General features: G+C 26.8%; 18 protein-coding genes and 2 pseudogenes. All 20 read left to right on the top strand.

From position 1 onward, the window contains the following. The first annotated feature begins 118 nt into the window (after window positions 1-118). Complete coding sequence (locus tag AC4KN9_RS04420) at window positions 119-1,024, top strand: pullulanase-associated domain-containing protein (RefSeq protein ID WP_491017431.1); 906 nt, start codon at window positions 119-121, stop codon at window positions 1,022-1,024. After that, complete coding sequence (gene pulA / locus AC4KN9_RS04415; protein WP_491017939.1) at window positions 954-3,230, top strand: type I pullulanase; 2,277 nt, start codon at window positions 954-956, stop codon at window positions 3,228-3,230. Before AC4KN9_RS04420 ends, pulA begins: the two co-directional genes overlap by 71 nt. A 179-nt stretch (window positions 3,231-3,409) precedes the next feature. After that, complete coding sequence (gene plsX / locus AC4KN9_RS04410; protein WP_491017430.1) at window positions 3,410-4,396, top strand: phosphate acyltransferase PlsX; 987 nt, start codon at window positions 3,410-3,412, stop codon at window positions 4,394-4,396. Then, the gene (locus tag AC4KN9_RS04405) at window positions 4,390-4,614 is read left to right on the top strand and encodes an acyl carrier protein (RefSeq protein ID WP_491017429.1); all 225 of its coding nucleotides are present in this window, start codon (window positions 4,390-4,392) and stop codon (window positions 4,612-4,614) included. Before plsX ends, AC4KN9_RS04405 begins: the two co-directional genes overlap by 7 nt. A gap of 8 nt (window positions 4,615-4,622) precedes the next feature. After that, window positions 4,623-5,345, top strand: a complete 723-nt coding sequence (gene rnc / locus AC4KN9_RS04400) for a ribonuclease III (RefSeq protein ID WP_491017428.1) — start codon at window positions 4,623-4,625, stop codon at window positions 5,343-5,345. 75 nt (window positions 5,346-5,420) lie between these two features. After that, window positions 5,421-5,966, top strand: coding sequence for an AAA family ATPase (locus tag AC4KN9_RS04395; protein WP_491017427.1), 546 nt, complete (start codon window positions 5,421-5,423; stop codon window positions 5,964-5,966). A gap of 26 nt (window positions 5,967-5,992) precedes the next feature. Beyond that, window positions 5,993-8,956: a coiled-coil domain-containing protein gene (locus AC4KN9_RS04390; RefSeq protein ID WP_491017426.1), complete on the top strand. Its 2,964-nt coding sequence runs from the start codon at window positions 5,993-5,995 to the stop codon at window positions 8,954-8,956. A 99-nt stretch (window positions 8,957-9,055) separates the two neighbouring features. Next, window positions 9,056-9,448 (top strand): hypothetical protein, encoded by a 393-nt coding sequence (locus tag AC4KN9_RS04385; RefSeq protein ID WP_491017425.1) that lies wholly within the window; start codon window positions 9,056-9,058, stop codon window positions 9,446-9,448. 33 nt (window positions 9,449-9,481) lie between these two features. Continuing rightward, window positions 9,482-10,354, top strand: coding sequence for a signal recognition particle-docking protein FtsY (ftsY, locus tag AC4KN9_RS04380; protein WP_491017424.1), 873 nt, complete (start codon window positions 9,482-9,484; stop codon window positions 10,352-10,354). A gap of 8 nt (window positions 10,355-10,362) precedes the next feature. Beyond that, window positions 10,363-11,391 (top strand): mechanosensitive ion channel family protein, encoded by a 1,029-nt coding sequence (locus AC4KN9_RS04375; RefSeq protein WP_491017423.1) that lies wholly within the window; start codon window positions 10,363-10,365, stop codon window positions 11,389-11,391. A gap of 66 nt (window positions 11,392-11,457) precedes the next feature. Further along, complete coding sequence (locus AC4KN9_RS04370; RefSeq protein ID WP_491017422.1) at window positions 11,458-11,961, top strand: type 1 glutamine amidotransferase domain-containing protein; 504 nt, start codon at window positions 11,458-11,460, stop codon at window positions 11,959-11,961. Between the two features lie 314 nt (window positions 11,962-12,275). Then, entirely contained in the window at window positions 12,276-12,668 is a 393-nt protein-coding gene (locus AC4KN9_RS04365) for a hypothetical protein (protein ID WP_491017421.1), read from the top strand. A gap of 120 nt (window positions 12,669-12,788) precedes the next feature. Then, complete coding sequence (ylxM, locus tag AC4KN9_RS04360) at window positions 12,789-13,127, top strand: YlxM family DNA-binding protein (protein WP_491017420.1); 339 nt, start codon at window positions 12,789-12,791, stop codon at window positions 13,125-13,127. 10 nt (window positions 13,128-13,137) lie between these two features. Beyond that, a pseudogene (gene ffh / locus AC4KN9_RS04355) lies at window positions 13,138-14,470 on the top strand (signal recognition particle protein). A 19-nt stretch (window positions 14,471-14,489) separates the two neighbouring features. Next, window positions 14,490-14,720: pseudogene (rpsP, locus tag AC4KN9_RS04350) on the top strand (30S ribosomal protein S16); the annotation flags it as partial. A 209-nt stretch (window positions 14,721-14,929) separates the two neighbouring features. Next, window positions 14,930-15,106 carry a KH domain-containing protein gene (locus tag AC4KN9_RS04345; protein ID WP_491017419.1) on the top strand — a complete coding sequence of 59 codons (177 nt, stop codon included), beginning with the start codon at window positions 14,930-14,932 and terminating at the stop codon, window positions 15,104-15,106. Window positions 15,107-15,166: 60 nt separating this feature from the next. Next, the gene (gene rimM / locus AC4KN9_RS04340) at window positions 15,167-15,640 is read left to right on the top strand and encodes a ribosome maturation factor RimM (RefSeq protein ID WP_491017418.1); all 474 of its coding nucleotides are present in this window, start codon (window positions 15,167-15,169) and stop codon (window positions 15,638-15,640) included. After that, entirely contained in the window at window positions 15,640-16,338 is a 699-nt protein-coding gene (trmD, locus tag AC4KN9_RS04335) for a tRNA (guanosine(37)-N1)-methyltransferase TrmD (protein ID WP_491017417.1), read from the top strand. Before rimM ends, trmD begins: the two co-directional genes overlap by 1 nt. A gap of 2 nt (window positions 16,339-16,340) precedes the next feature. Next, a complete protein-coding gene (gene rplS / locus AC4KN9_RS04330; RefSeq protein ID WP_491017416.1) occupies window positions 16,341-16,688 on the top strand; it encodes a 50S ribosomal protein L19 in 348 nt (115 codons plus the stop codon). A 62-nt stretch (window positions 16,689-16,750) separates the two neighbouring features. After that, window positions 16,751-17,611, top strand: a complete 861-nt coding sequence (ylqF, locus tag AC4KN9_RS04325; protein WP_491017415.1) for a ribosome biogenesis GTPase YlqF — start codon at window positions 16,751-16,753, stop codon at window positions 17,609-17,611. The last annotated feature ends 17 nt before the right edge of the window (window positions 17,612-17,628 follow it).

Below are 17,628 nucleotides of genomic sequence, written 5' to 3'. Positions count from 1 at the left end.
TGTGCGTTTTTTAGTATACAATTTTCTTGAAAATATTACAAAAATATTATATATGAAAACGCTTGTTATAAATACATATTTTATATATAATATATAATATAAAAAAAGGAGGAGTAAAATGGGAAAATTTATGAAAAAAGGAATTTCTTTTTTATTAGCAATCATAATAATATTGTCAATGGTACCAATTTTTAGTGTTAGAGCTAAAGACTCTAATTCTGATAGAATAGAAGGGGAAAATAGTGTTCAGACAAGTAATAGTAATACTAAAAAGAAGGATACTAAAGAATCAAGTGAAAAAACAAAACTAATTGTTCATTTCAATAATACTACTGAAAAAAAATGGGATCTTCATATTTGGGAAAAAGGAAAAGATGGAAAAAAATATGAATTTACTAAAAAAGATGATTTTGGAGATGTTGCTGAAATTGAATTTGAGGGTAGTGTAGAAAGTGTTGGAATAATAGTAAAGGATGATAATTGGAATAAAAATCCTGATGGAGATAGATTTGTTGAGATAAAAAATAATCCTCAACATATTTGGTTGAGAGATAGAGACCCAAATATTTATTATAAAAAACCAGCTAGGATTCAGGATGAAAAAGTAAGTTTTAGTTCATTTAATATTGATAAATTAAGTGAATTAACACTTAAGATGAACAAAAAATCTGATTTATCATATATAAAAAACAATTATAAACTATATATAAACGGCGTATTATCAAACGATAAAATAAAAGAAGTTTTATCATATAATAATGAAAAAATTTCAAATACTGAAGGTTTAATTTTTAAATTAGCAGAAGATATTGATTTTAATAGTGAAATAGTATTAAAGGCAAAAAATTCAGAAATAGAAAAAGAACAGGAAATCAAGGCTACAATTGGTAATGTGGTGTCTTCAAAAGAGTTTGATGAAAAGTTCGCTTATAAAGGAAAATTAGGCTCTATTTATTCTAAGGATAAAACAAATTTTAAAGTTTGGGCACCTACAGCAAAATCTGTCGATTCTTTTAATCTTTGAAGGAGAAAAGGTAAAAGAAAAAATACCAATGAAAAAAGGTGAAAAAGGTGTATACAGTCATGAATTATCTGGAGATAAATTGGGAACAGTTTATATGTACGATGTTTACTTTGAAGGAAAAGTAAATAGATCAGTAAATCCATATGCGAAGGCAGTTACTATAAATGGTGAAAAAAGTGTAGTAGCAAACCCGATTTCAAGTACAGTAGAAAGACCAAACACAAAAGATATAAAAAATCCGATTATATATGAATTACATGTAAGAGATTTATCATCACAAGATATAAGTGGTATTAAAGATAAAGGGACCTTTAATGGATTAGTAGAAAAAGGTACTAAAACTCCAACAGGACAAATAACTGGTTTTGATTATATTAAATCATTAGGTATAACACATGTTCAATTATTACCAATTTATGATTATAAAACTGTTGATGAAAAAAATCCTAAATCCGGATTTAATTGGGGGTACAATCCATTAAATTATAACTCAGTTGAAGGTTCATATTCTACAGAACCACATAAACCATTTAAGAGAATTGAAGAATTACAAAATGCAGTAGATGAGATGCATAAAGCCGGATTAGGTGTCATAATGGACGTTGTATATAATCATGTTTTTGATCCAGTAGGACATGCATTTGAGAAAATTGTCCCAGGTTATTACTTTAGGAAGGATGAGAAAGGTAATTTTAAGGGCGGTACTGGAGTAGGTAATGAAACTGCATCCGAAAGAAGTATGGTTCAAAAATTTATTATAGATTCTATAACCTATTGGGCAAAAACATATAATTTAGATGGGTTTAGATTTAATCTTATGGGAACTCATGATATTGCAACAATGAATAAAATACATGCAGAACTTAAAAAGATTAATCCCAACATATTTATTCTCGGTGAGGGTTGGAATATGGATATGGGCATTCCAGAAGATTTGAGAGCTACACAACGAAATGCAAAAGAAATGCCTAATTTAGCATTTTTCAGTGATAACATTAGAGATGGAATTAGAGGATCAGTTTTTGAAGAAAAAGATAAAGGGTTTGCTACTGGAAAACCGACAAATGAAAGCTATATCATCCAAAATATTAAAGGTGGTAAGGGATTACAATCGTATCTATCAGCTAGTCAAGTAATTCAGTATGCAGAGGCACATGATAACTTAACACTATGGGATAAAATAAAGGCTACAAATCCTAACGAAGATGATACAATAAGCTTAAAAAGACAAAAATTGGCAACTTCTATTGTTATGTTCTCACAAGGGACACCATTTTTCCATGCCGGACAAGAATTTGCTAGGACAAAAAATGGGGATGAAAACTCATATAAATCTCCGGATTCAGTAAATCAATTCGATTGGACAAGAGTTGAAAAAATGAGTGAAAATATAGACTATTTTAGAGAAATAATTAAAATTAGAAAAGCATATGATGTTTTCAATATAAATGATTATAATGAAATAGATAAAGTATTTACTACAATTAAGAAATCAGATGGCGTAGTCGCATACAGCTTATTAAATGAAGATGAATCTAGACTATATATTGGTCATAACGGTTCAGAGAAAACTAAGGAAATTGAACTTCCAAATGGAAAATATAAAGTTTTAGTAAAAAATCAAAATGTAAATCATAAAGGTATAAAAGAGATCGAAGTTACAAATGGAAAAGTTGAAATCGAAGCATTGTCATCTTTAGTACTACTTTCATCTGAGAAACAAAAATTAGCTGATAAAACAGAATTAAAAAATTTAGTAGATAAAATTAAATCTATAAAAAGTGTAGATGAATATACCCATGAAAGTGGTGCAGAAATTAGAAGAAATTTAGGTGAAGCTCAAAGAGTTTATGAAGACATATCTGCAACACAAGAAATGGTAAATGAAGCAAAAGATAAATTAAAAAGTGCTTTTGAGAATCTTGAAAAAATTGATGAAGATTCATCTAAAGAAACTGAAACAGAAACTGAAACAGAAACTGAAACAGAAATTGAAACAGAAATTGAAACAGAAATTGAAACAGAAATTGAAACAGAAATTGAAACAGAAACTGAAACAGAAACTAAAAAAGAAACAAATAATGATAAAAACGTAGATAATCAATCAAATCCTAATACAGGAGATTTGGGGATTGGATTACAATTTATTATTATAGCAACAGCAAGTTTAGGAAGTATAATTTTGTCTAAAAAGAAAACTAAATAGTGAGATATTAAATAAATACGGAATTTACATTTCGTATTTATTACCTTAAAGTATATTCTATAATTAGCTAATATTGTATTAAAATTTTAGAAATTAATATAATCGAATTTCAATTTATATTTTGTTTTATATAAATGTTCATATATGGTATTATATAAAATATATGAAATGGAGATTATATGAAATTAATAGTTGATTTATTGGGTGCTGATTTAGGTCCGAAAGAGATAATAAATGGTGTAATAGACTCTCTAGAAAAGACAAAGTTTAACTTCGTTTTGGTTGGTCCTGAAAATTTAGCAAAAGAAATATTGAAAGAAAAGAATGTTGAATTAAAAAGATTTGAATTTATTGACACAAATGATTATATAAGTAACGAAGAAGATCCGGCTAAATCAATAAGAAGAAAGAAAAATTCTAGTTTAACTTTAGGATTAAATAAGTTAAATGAAGATGGTGACGGCTTTTTATCTGCAGGAAGTACAGGAGCACTGCTTGCAGGTGGTATCTTTATAACTAAAAGAATAAATGGTGTAAAAAGATCAACACTTGCTACATTTGTACCAAATAAACAAAAAAGCGTGACGGTATTAGTTGATAGTGGCTCAAATGTTGATTCAAAACCGGAGATGCTGGACCAATTTGCAATAATGGGATCCATAACTTCAAGAAATTTTATTGGAAAGAAAAATCCAAAAGTATATCTAGCAAATATAGGAACTGAAAAAGGTAAGGGAGATAGTTTATCAAAGTCAGCTTATGAATTGTTAGAACAAAATGATAAGATTAATTTTATGGGAAACATTGAGCCAAGAGATTTCCTTTCGGGGAAAGCAGATGTTATAGTAACTGATGGATTTGCTGGAAATATGATGATAAAGGCGACTGAAGGTGCTGCATCAGTTTTATTTGATGAAATTAAAGAGCAAGTAGAAAGTAGTTTCTTAGTTAAATTAGGTGCGTTATTAATGAAACCAGCGTTGAAGGCTGTTAAAGATAAATACGATTATAAAAAAGTTGGAGCTGGAGTAATATTGGGTATAAATAAGCCATTGTTTAAGGCTCATGGTAGTTCAAATAGAGAAGCAATAAAATACGCAATTTTTAAGGCCGAAGAATTTATAATGAGTAATACAAATAAAAAAATGGAGGAAAATTTATGGTAAGAGAAAGAATTTTAGAATTAGCAAGTGATGAATTGATGTTAGATAATGTAAATTTGGATGCAGATTTTACTAAAGAATATGATTTAGACTCGATTGCATTATTAGATTTTATTATGACAATTGAAGAAGAGTTTGATGTTGAAATTTCAGAAAAAGAATTAAATAAATTAAAATCAGTTAATGATATTATTGCACTAATAGAAAATAAACAAAAATAATTTTAAGTATGGAAATATTACAGTCCAGATTAAAAAAATTAAATAATCTAGAAAAGACAATAAACTATGAATTTAAGAATAAAAATTTATTAAATTTAGCTTTAACTCATACATCATACACAAATGAGCATTCAACAACTAAAGGAAAGGATAATCAAAGATTAGAATTTTTAGGTGATGCAGTACTTGAGTTGGTATACACTGAAATACTTTACAAAACATTTTCAATCAAAGATGAAGGCTACTTAACAAAACTTAGAGCAAGCCTAGTCTGTGAAGAGGGATTTGCAGAATTAGCTGATTATATAGATTTATCAAATTATTTGCTTTTAGGTAAAGGTGAAGAAAAAACAAATGGGAGAAATAAACCATCAATAAAATCGGATGCATTTGAGGCTTTAAATGGAGCAATGTATTTAGATGGAGGATATTCTGTTGTTTATACTTTTATTTATGAAATTATAGGTAAAAGAGTAAAAGAAATAAAATCCCAAAAAAATAAAAATAATGTTAAAAATTATAAATCTGTTTTACAAGAACATTTGCATAAAACTAAAAATATTAACTGTGAATATCAGCTACAAAAAGAAGAAGGCCCATCGCATGATAAAATTTTCTATATAGATGTGTATTATGGTAGAAAATTATTAGGAAGTGGAAATGGTAAAAATAAAAAATTAGCCGAACAAATGGCGGCTAAAAATGCATTAGAAAATTTAAGACTTATCTAAAAAATGTAGCAAATTTATCAATATAATTGGTAGAATTGCTACAATTCTTTTAGAGGAATATTTTAGGAAGATAATATGAAATTAAAATACGTTGAATTATACGGGTTTAAGAGTTTTGCAGAAAAAACAAAATTGCATTTTAATAAAGAAATATCGGCTATTGTTGGACCGAATGGATATGGAAAATCTAATATTGCAGATGCTATAAAATGGGTTCTTGGAGAGCAATCAGCAAAATCGCTGCGTGGTTCAAATATGCAAGATGTAATATTTTCAGGTACCGATAAAAGAAAACCTATGAATATGGCACAAGTATCGTTGATATTAGATAATAGCGATAAATCTTTACCTATTGCATTTGATGAAGTAAATGTAACTAGAAGAGTATATCGAACCGGTGAGAGTGAATATCTACTAAATAAAGCTACAGTTAGATTAAAAGATATAAAAGAACTCTTTTTAGATACTGGTCTAGGTAAAGATGGTTATTCTATGATAGGTCAGGGGAAAATAGATGAAATATTAAACGGTAAGAATGAAGATAGAAGATATATTTTTGATGAGCCTGTGGTATTTCAAAAAATAAGTATAAAAAAAGTGAATCAGAAAAAAAACTTGTAAAAAATGAGGAAAACCTTAAATTTTTATTGCAAGAATTAAAACTTAAGAAGCAAGAAGTTGATATCTTACAAAAACAGTCTGAAAACGCAAAGGAAGGCATAAAACTTACTTCAAAATTAGAGAAATTAGAATTAAATTTATTATTTAAGTCAATTGAAAAATACTCCTTAGATTTAATAAAAGATAAGGAAAATTTAATTGAGTTAAATCTAAACTTAAATAAAGAAATTGATATCTTAGAAAATTTAGAACAAAATATTCTTCCCCTAGAAAATAAGATAGAAGAGGATGAAAATAGACTCTTAAATTTAAGATCTCAACAAATAAATAAAGATAAAAAAATATCAACAATAAGCTCTGAAATAAATGTATTAAATGAAAAAATTAAATTCTTTAATCAGGATAAAGACAGAATCATTTTAGATTTAAAAAATAAAAATAAAAAACTTTCTGATTTCAACAATATTAGAGAAAACAAGATTAAAGAGAATAAAGATTTATTAGAAAAAAAAGAAAATATCAATGAAAATTATAAAGAAATAAAAGAACAGGTAGGCAAGTTTGAAAATGAAATATCAATTTTAACTAATGAAAAAAATGAAATTAATGATTTTATAGAAAAAAATAAAAATATACTATCGAATCTTCAAATTGATAAGTCAACAAAAGAAAAACTTGATATAAGTAATGAAAAACTTAAAGAAAATTATTTATCAGAAATTTTATCACTTAAATCTTTAATTTTGAAAAAAAACAAAAATCTTAATGAAAAAGAAAATAATATAAAAAGTATTAATGAATTGCTTGATAAAAATGGAAATTATATTAATGAAAGCATTGATAAGAGAACGGAGTACAATTTACAAATAAAATCTTTATTAAATAAAAAAGACATTATAAAAGATGAATATATAAAATTAGAATCTAAAAAGGATTTATTAGAAAAACAATATAAATCATATGACGGGTATTATAGATTTGTTCAAAATCTTTTACAAACGGCACAAAGAGATAATAATATTTCAGATAGAATTGTTGGTGTGTTAGCAGATTTAATTCAAGTAGAAGATGAATACAAAGTAGCTGTAGATGTTGCCTTGGGCTCCTCTCTTCAAAATATAGTTATTAATAATGAAGACGATGGAAAATATCTTATTAATTATATTAAAAAAAATAATATTGGGCGAATTACATTTTTACCAATAAATAAAATTAGCGGAAATAGACACAATGTAAATCATCCAAAGTCGATAGGAACACTAAATGATTTAGTTAAAAATGATAATAAAATTGATGGCATAATAAATCATTTCTTATCAAGAACAATTTTAGTTTCTAATATGGATGATGCGATCATAGTGTCAAAAGAAACAAAAGGTTTTCGTATAATCACGCTTGATGGGGAAATTATTAGTTCATGGGGCTCTATGGTAGGTGGTAATACATTTAAAAAAGAATCCAATTCTCTTCTAAATAGAAAAAAAGAATTAGATGAAATAACTAAACAGCTTAAAATAAAAAAGTCGGAAATAGAAAAAATTAATACTAGAATTGAGAATAGTAAAAATTTACTTTCTGAAATTTTATATACTCTTGAAAATTTAGATAACAAAAATATTGAATTATTATCACAAAAAAATTCTATAATTAGTTCTATTCAAGAAGTTAAATTAGAAATAGGATTTAATAATAAGCGTCTTAGTGAATATGAAGAAGGTCTAAATAAAATTAATCAAGAATTACAAATCAAAGATTTTTCACAAATTGATAAAATTAAATCTGATATAGATGAAAATGTTCAAAGATTAAATGAAATTAATATAAGCCTTGAAAAATATTTAAATCAAAAATTAGAATCAGACAAGAAATTAGTGAAAATTAACTCTGAAAAAGATGTAGTAGTTAGAGATTTATCTATATTAGAAAATGAAATAGAAAACATTAAAATAGAAATTGAAAATTTAGAATCTGATATCAAAATTGGTATTAAGAGCAGTGAAAAAATATCTACAGAATTAAAAAATTCTATAGATATACTGGATGAATTAAAGGATGAGTTAAATAATCTTGAATCAACAACTGATAGAGATGTCTTAGATATAGATATATTGAATAAAAAAATTGTTTTAGATAAGCAGTCTATAAAATCCGATAGAATAAAAATTAATCAATTGAAAGAAAATATTTCAGAAAATGAGAAAGAAAAATATCGTATCGAATTAAAAATTGAAAATAATGAAGATAAAATTAAAAATTTAAGATTAGATTATATGGAAACATATTCTCTATCAGATGAAGAATTTAATTTAAAATTGGAAAATCTAGAATATATTAATGCAACAAAAAAAGAAGTTATAGATATAAAAAATAGACTTTCAGAAATAGGATACTTCAATTACGAAAGTATTGAAGAGTATGTTAAAGTAGAAGAAGAATATAGCTTTATGCAAAAACAATATGAAGATTTAGTTATATCTAGAAATGATATAATTAAAATGATAAAAAACATAGAAAGAGATATGAAGGAAACATTCGAAGAAACTTTTAAGAAGATTCAAATTAGATTCAATGAAATATTTTCTACATTATTTAATGGAGGAGAAGCGACAATAAAACTAGATGATGATGATATACTTACAGCAGGAATAGATATCACGGCTAGACCTCCAGGTAAATCATTGAAAAATATTACACTTTTATCGGGGGGAGAAAAGGCACTAACAGCAGTTGCATTACTATTTTCAATATTTGAGATAAATCCAGCACCATTTTGTGTACTTGATGAAATAGATGCGGCACTTGATGAAGGAAATATTAGAAGATATTTTGAATATCTAAAATCACTTGTAGATAAGTCTCAATTTATAATTATCACCCATAGAAAACAATCAATGGAAATGGCATCTATACTATATGGTGTAACAATTGAAGAGCAAGGAGTTTCAAAAGTTGTAACATTAATGCTAGAAGATTTTGATGAAAAGAAATAACTATGAAACCAGAGATATTAAGTCTCTGGTTTTAGAATATCTAATAATAAGAAAAAGCATTTATGATATAATAAGCGTATCAAGAGCTAAGGAGTGAATATGTTTAAAAAATTATTTGGGTTTGGGAAAAAAGATAAAGAAAAAGAAAAAATAAAGGACGAATTAGAAAAATCTATCGTTAATGAAAAAGATATTGAAAATTCATCACTACATGATAATGAGCTGCATGGTGAAGGTGTAAATCATTTTAATGAATATAAAGAAGAATCTAAAAAAGAGAATATAGAAAACTTCTCTGAAATAAAACACGAGGTTAAAAAATTAGAACCGGAACTTATTGAAGTAGAATATTTTGATAAAATTGAAAATGAATTACAAAAAAATAAGTTTCAAAATAAAGAAGAAAACACATTAAATAATAATGTACAAGAATCATTTAATAAACCGGAATTGTATGAAGATAAACCTAAGAAGACGGGATTCGTTGATTGATTAAAAGAAGGCTTATTTAAGACTCGTGACGCCATGAATTCTGCATTTGACAATTTAATAAATGGTAAAGCAACTATTGATGAAGAATTATACGAAGAGTTAGAAGAAATATTAATTTCTGCTGATATTGGCGTTGAAACAACAATCAAGGTTATAGATGAATTGAGAGATGTTGTAGCTAAAAAACATATCAGAAATACTAAGGATATTAAGATTGAACTTGAAATTATATTAAAGAATAATTTGGAATTAAAAAATAAAGATAATAAATTAAATATTTATAATGGAAAACCTTCAATAATACTAGTGATTGGTGTAAATGGAGTAGGAAAAACTACAACCATCGGAAAGTTAGCATATAATCTTCAAAAAGAAGGAAAAACAGTTATGCTTGCTGCCGCAGATACATTTAGAGCAGCAGCAATAGAACAATTAACAGAGTGGTCAAGAAGAGTAAATGTTGAAATTGTTTCACATCATGAGGGAACTGACCCAGCATCAGTAGTATATGATGCAATTAAATCACAAAAATCAAGTGATAAAGATGTTTTGATAATAGATACTGCTGGAAGACTTCATAATAAGAAAAACTTGATGAATGAATTAGAAAAAATCAATAGAATAATTGATAGAGAACATTCAAGTGCAAATAAAGAAACTTTATTAGTGTTAGATGCCACAACTGGACAAAATGCAGTGTATCAAGCTAAAGAATTTAATAAAGTAACAGAAATTACTGGTATTGTACTTACAAAACTTGATGGTACTGCAAAAGGTGGAGTAGTATTTCCGTTACAAGTTGAGCATAATATTCCAATTAAATATATTGGTATAGGTGAGCAAAAAGATAATCTTGAAAAGTTTGATTCAAAGAAATTTGTTGATGCGTTATTTACAAGTAAGTAGGAGAAAATATGGATAATATATTACAATTACTTGATAATAAGTATATACAAGCATCAATTGCAATTTTAATTATTTTTGTCATAACAATCTTTATTAAAACTTTGTTAAATAAGAAAAATATTGAGGGTAACTTTACATCTTGGATATTTATATCAATGATGATAATATTCATTTTAAATTTCTTTGGTGACAGAGTTTTTATGAATACTGAAATAATAAGAATAGAAAATTTTGTAATCAATATGAAATTTATTCTTATAATTACGTTAGCAGGAATACTAGCGTCAAAAATATCACAACTTTTAATAGTAACATTAATGGATAAGATATATATAAAATATGGTGTGAACGAAAACTCTAGATTTACATTTAATTCAATAATTAAATTTATTTCAATTGTAATAGTATTGATTGTTTCATTAAATTCATTAGGGCTTAGTCTAAATTCTTTAACTGTATTTGGTTCAGTATTAGGGGTTGGACTAGCGTTTGGATTGCAAAATATTACATCCAACTTTGTATCTGGTATTATTCTAATGTTTGGTACACATATAAAAATTGGAGATAGATTAATTGTTGATAATGAAGTTGTGGACGTTGAGAGAATAAATTTTAGAGCAACAGTTGTAAAATCTTTAGAAGATAAAAGAATAATTGTACCAAATTCATATTTTTTAGAAAATTCAATTGTTAATTTATCACATGGTTCGCCAATCACTAGATTAACTCTACCTATTGGAGTTTCATATGATAGTAATGTAGATGAGGTTGAAAGAATATTAATGGAAGTTGCTGATGAAATGCAAAAAAAATATAGTGCAGTAATTTTGAATCCAAAACCTTTTGTATTTTTTAAGAATTTTGGAGATTCATCTTTAGATTTTGAACTTTTCTTATGGACTTCGGATCCAAAACAAGGTATTAAATTAAGGTCAGCAGCCAATTTTATGATATTTAAGAAACTTAACGAAAATAACATTGAAATTCCTTTCCCACAAAGAGACTTGCATTTAAAAACAAAATTTACATTAGACTAATAATTAAAATCAATGTATTTGGGTATAAATATATAAAGAAGTTGATACAAAAATAAGGAGATGGATATGAAAAAGATAGCAATATTAGTTGAAAATTTATTTGATGAAGAAGAATTAATAGCACCATACCATAGACTAAGAGAAGATTATGAAGTAGTATTAGTCGGTACAGAAGCAGATAAAATTTATAAATCAAAGTCAGGCTATACTAAAAAAAGTGATGTAGCATCTAGAGATATTAGTGCAAATGATTTTGCCGGTGTGATAATTCCAGGAGGATTCTCACCTGATTATATGAGAAGGTCTGAAGATTCTGTAAAATTTGTTAAAGAATTATATGAGCAAGGAAAACCCGTTGCCGCAATATGTCATGCAGGTTGGATGTTAGCAGAAAGTTTAAATCTTGATGGAGTAAAACTAACATCTACACCTACAATTAAAACAGATTTAATTAATGCAGGTGCCAATTGGGTTGATGAAGAGGTTGTTGTAGATAAAAACATAGTTACATCAAGAAATCCTAATGATATACCAGCATTTATCAAGGAATTTATTAAATTAATTGGATAGAATAGAGCATTGAGTTATCGAAAAAGGTTAGAAACAGATGTAAGTTTCTAATCTTTTTGTGGTTAAAATATTTATTAATATTTTATAACCGTTATTTTTAAAAAATTTATAATCAATCTAAATAGTGTTAAATTTACCGATATAAAGAAAAATAAACAGTTAATATATAATGAAACACAATAAAAAGTTTATAAAAATTATAGAAATACTGAGGTGAATACATTTGAACAATTTAATGTAAATCAACTTTAGATATTAGTATGATATAATACATTGAAAGAGTAAGTCGACTAGGAAACTATAAAGGAGGAAAAGTGTCAACTTTATTAAAAAATAAAAAAATAGTTATAGGAACAATAATTGTGTTATTGATATCCGTATCTATAGTATCATTTCCAATATACAATTTTTCTAATGAGTCAAGTAATAGTGGAGTAGATGTTGTAAGAATAGCATTTTTATTTTCAATTTTTACATGTGCAAGCTATTTGGAAAAATTATTAAAGAAAAATAGTATTATAAAATCAATTTTAATTTCTATAATAGCTTCATTAATTGGAGTAGTTTTAATATATATATTTCCATTTTTAACAAAAATCTCAGTAGAAAATATACTAAAGATGGAGCATATTATAGTACATATGTTTACATTCATTTTAATGTCATTTTTAGGAAGTATATTAAATCTATACAAAATTAATAAATAATTGTTTCAAAAATTATATATTTTATCTAGATGAACTAAAAATATTTCTAATAAATTGACTTTATTGATGAAATATACTAATATATACAAGTGTCAATGAAAAACCTTGACAGGAGTAAAGATGGACAAAAATGTGGAAATAGGAATTCTATATGAATATTATGGAGGATTATTAACAGAAACACAGTCTGAATCAATTGAAAAATATTACTTAGAAGATTTATCAATTACAGAAATAGCCGATATGATGGGTGTTTCAAAACAGAGTATTTCAGAAAATTTAAAAAGGTCTGAGAGGACATTATTGAATTTTGAAGAAAATCTCGGTTTATATAAAAAAATGATTAGTTTAAGTGAATTAATTGATATTTTAGACAAAAACTTGATCGAAGATTTAGATGATTATAAATACAGTAAATATCTAAAATTAATATATGAGATCAAATCAAAACTAGTATAGGAAGTGCTAAATGTTTGAAAATTTATCAGAAAGACTTCAAAACTTAATGTCAAATCTTAGAGGAAAGGGTAAACTTTCTGAAAAAGATATTGACCAAGCAATGAGAGAAATTCGTCTATCCTTGTTAGAAGCAGACGTTAATTTTAAGGTTGTAAAGAGTTTTGTAGCTAAAGTTAAAGATAGAGCTTTAGGTGCTGAGGTTATGCAGAGTTTAACTCCTGGACAAATGGTTGTTAAAATTGTAAATGAAGAGCTAATAAATTTAATGAGCGATGAAGAACAAGACCTTAAAATATCATCAAAATCACCAACAGTTATTTTAATGTGTGGTTTACAAGGTGCAGGTAAAACAACTCAAACGGGTAAGTTAGCTCTACATTTAAAAAAGAAAAACAAAAAACCATTACTTGTTGCAGGAGATATATATAGACCTGCTGCTATCGATCAAGCTAAAAGTTGTAGGTAAGCAAGTAGATGTACCTGTTTTTTCTTTAGGAAAAATCAGTCCAGTAGAAATAGCAAAAAGAGCGATTGAAGAAGCTAAGAAAAATAGAAATGATATAGTTATACTTGATACTGCTGGTAGATTGCATATTGATGAAGAGCTTATGCAAGAACTTAAATCTATCAAAGAAGCAGTAGATGTAACTGAAACTATTTTAGTAGTTGATGCTATGACTGGTCAAGATGCTGTAAATGTTGCTGAAACTTTTAATAAAGAATTAGATGTAACTGGTATTTTGATGACTAAACTTGATGGTGATTCAAGAGGTGGTGCTGCACTTTCAATAAGAGCAGTGACAAATAAACCTATAAAATTCATCGGTGTTGGTGAAAAGATGGGAGATTTGGAACAATTTCATCCAGATAGATTGGTATCTAGAATTTTAGGAATGGGAGATGTTTTATCACTAATTGAAAAAGCTGAACAAGCAATCGATAAAGAAAAAGCTAAAGAACTTGAAGAAAGATTAAAAAATCAAACATTCAATTTCAATGATTTTCTTTCACAAATAGAACAAATGAAAAATATGGGACCTCTCGAAGATTTAATTAAAATGATACCAGGTGTAGATCAAAAAGCACTCAAAGGTTTTAATTTTGATTCTAAACAAATAGATAGAATCGAAGCGATAATTAAATCTATGACAAAAAAAGAAAGAGAGAAACCTACATTAATCAACAATTCTAGAAAAAAAAGGATTGCAAACGGCTCAGGTACAACAATAGGAGATGTAAATAAATTACTAAAGCAATTTGAAGAAACCAGAAAAATGATGAAAAAAATGGGTGGATTCAAAAAGAAATCTAAAAAAGGAAAATTTAAGTTTCCTTTTATATAATTAAAATGGAGGATAGGATATGGCAGTAAAGATTAGAATGAAAAGATTAGGTGCTAAGAAGAGACCTTTTTACAGAATTGTAGTAGCAGATGAAAGATCTCCAAGAGATGGTAAATTCATCGAAGAAATTGGATACTATAACCCAATTTCAGAACCAAAGGAATTCAAAATTAACAGTGAAAGAGTTGAGTATTGGTTAGGAGTAGGTGCAAAACCAACAACAACAGTAGCAAGATTATTAAAAACAGACTTTGAAGATTTAGCAGAAAAAGTTGCTGAAAAGAAAAAAGCAGAAGCAGAAAAAAAAGCGAAAGAAGCTGAAGAACTAAGATTAAAATTAGAAGCCGAAGAAAAAGAAAGATTAGAAGCTGAAGAAAAGTCAAAACAAGAAGCTGAAGCCGCAGCAAAAGCTGAAGAACAAGTTGAAGAGTCAACTGAAGAAGCATCGGACGAAGAATAATGAATGATTTAGTAGAATATATCGCAAAAGTCCTAGTAAATCATCCAGAGGACGTACAAGTAGATGTAACAACAGATGGTGGAATTGTAGATATAAAATTACTAGTGAATAGTGAAGACATGGGTAAGGTAATAGGAAAGCAAGGTAAAATTGCTAATTCTATAGATTCATATTAAAGGCTTGCGCTATTAAAGAAGAAAAAAAAGTTAATCTAGTGATTGATGCAAAAGAATAATATGAATTATATAAAAGTTGGTGATGTAGTTAACACTCATGGAATTATAGGTGAGTTAAAAATTATTAGAACTGGTGCTGAAGAATTTAATAGAGATATTAATTATTTTATTGAAAAAACAAAAGTTATTATTGAAAAATCAAGATTTCATAAAAATTCATTTATTGTAAAATTGAAAAACTATGACAATATAAATGATGTAATAAAATTTAAGGGAAAATCAATTTATATTTCTGATGAAGATTTGATTGATCTTGAAGATGAATATTATTACATTGATTTAATTGGAATGGATGTCTTTGAAAATGACAAATTAATTGGTAAATTAATCAATATAGATTCATACAAAGCAAATGACGTATATACAGTTAGAGCAGAAGATAGAGATATTTTAATTCCAGCTGTTGATGAATTTATATTAAATATTGATGTCGAAAATAACAAGATAGATGTAAAGCTAATAGAAGGTATGTAATGAAAATAGACATCCTTACTTTATTTCCCAATTCATTTAATTTTTTAGATGAATATGGAGTAATTGGAAAAGCGATACAAAACGATATTATAAATATTAATAGAATTGACATAAGAGAATTTTCGATAAATAAACATAGAAATGTTGACGATGAACTTTATGGCGGCTCAGCTGGTATGTTGATGACATGTCAACCTGTAATCGATGCCATAGAAAGTGTTAGAACAGATGAATCATTAGTTATATTTTTAAGTCCTCAAGGAAGAGTACTTAATCAGTCATTGGCGATAGATTTATCTAGAGAAAAACATTTGATATTATTATGTGGTCATTATGAAGGAATTGACTCTAGAGTGATTAATAATTATGTTGATATAGAAATATCAATTGGAGATTATGTTTTAACCGGAGGAGAAATTCCAGCAATGGTTTTGATAGATACAGTTACAAGACTTATAGACAGTGTACTTGGAAATGATGAATCATATAAAACGGATTCACATTACAACTTATTATTACAGCACGATCATTTTACTAGACCCAGAGAATATAGGGGGCATAAGGTACCAGAAGTATTATTTTCTGGTAATCATAAATTAATTAAAGAATGGCAAATTAAAAATAGTATTGAAAACACTAAGAATAAAAGACCCGACTTATATGATAAATATATAGAAAGTCTGAAAGGAAAGGAATAATTATGGATATCATAAGACAATTAGAAGAGGAACAAAAAAAAGATTCTGTAGAAGAAATCTCTGTTGGTGATTATGTAAAAATTGATTACAGAATTAAAGAAGGATTAAGAGAAAGAATACAAATGTTTGAAGGTACAATCATCAAAATTCAAGGTAAAGGTATAAGAAGAGCATTTACAGTTAGAAGAGTTGCTTACGGTGTAGGTGTAGAAAGAACATTCTTGTTACATTCACCAAGAGTTGAAAAAATCAACATTGTAAGACATGGTAAAGTAAGAAGAGCTAAATTATTCTACTTAAGAAATAGAGTTGGTAAAGCTGCTAAATTAAGAGAAAAAACAGATTACTAAAAGAAAGTCAGTTGAGAATATTAACTCAACTGATTTTTTAATATATATAATAAGGAGGATTTATGCAAATAAACTGGTATCCAGGGCATATGAAAAAAACTATTGACCAGATGAAGGAATCACTAAAAAAGGTTGACATTGTATGTGAATTAGTCGATGCAAGGATTCCATTTTCGTCAAGAAATCCAGTTATTGATGATATTTTAGGTGATTTTCCAAGAATAATAATTCTAAACAAAATCGATATGGCAAATCATGGAGAAACCAAAAAATGGATTAAATATTTTAATGGAAAAGGAATTCAAGTTTTAGAATATAATTCACAAAAAGATAAAAAAACGGATGAACTTTATAAAATAGCTCAAAAAGCATTAATTGAATTATTTGAAAAAAGAAAATCAAAACAGATAACAAATAAAACTATAAAAATGATGGTTGTAGGGATTCCAAATGTTGGAAAATCTACATTTATTAATAATATTTCTATGAAAAAGGGAACAAAAGTCGGGAATAGACCTGGAATTACACGCTCTAATCAATGGATAAAGACTTCATCTGATTTATTATTATTGGATACTCCAGGAGTGTTGTGGCCAAAATTAGATTTACCTGATAACGGATTAAATTTAGCCTTTTGTGGAACTATTAAGGATGAAATATTAAATATAGAAGATTTATGTTTTGAATTTATAAAAAAAATAAAAGAAATTGCACCAGAAGCAATAGAAGAAAGATATGGTATTTCATCAGAATTGAAAGCTCTTGAAATAATGGACAAAATTGCTACAAAAACAGGATCCATTCTTAAAGGTATGGAAATAGATTATTATAAGGTATCAAATATTATATTAGACGATTTCAGAAAAATGAGAATGAAGAGAATTACTTTAGAAAGGGTCGAAGATTATATTAATATTTTGTAATAAATTTGACAGTATTA

It is taken from the genome of Helcococcus sp. SA-HE-C1, assembly GCF_985670335.1.
Note: the sequence above shows the minus strand (reverse complement) of the source record. Positions and strands in the feature narration are given on the sequence as shown.